The organism is Ulvibacter sp. 2210JD10-4, from assembly GCF_058148525.1.
Genome location: NZ_JBYVJZ010000096.1, coordinates 1 through 238 on the forward strand (window position 1 = coordinate 1; position 238 = coordinate 238).

Sequence of the window (238 nt, forward strand, 5' to 3'; positions counted from 1 at the left end):
GAAAAGATATCTGGATTCGCATCTGCCAATCGCTTTAGTGCCAAATAACGACCACGGGCCCTCACCACATAGTCCTCGTGAGACACACTATCTGTCTTCACATTTCTAGAACCTACTGTAATTTCAATAGGTTTGTGCATAAATTTTTTGGAGATCGAAGCTACTTCTTTTGGCATGGTGGCACTAAACAGCCATGTACTTCTATCTTTTGGAGAATGTGAAAGTATTTCTGTAATAT

1 pseudogene is annotated in these 238 nt (G+C 39.9%); it reads right to left on the minus strand.

Going from position 1 to position 238, the window contains the following annotated elements:
- A pseudogene (locus tag ACY2RT_RS15620) lies at positions 1 to 238 on the minus strand (DEAD/DEAH box helicase); the annotation flags it as partial.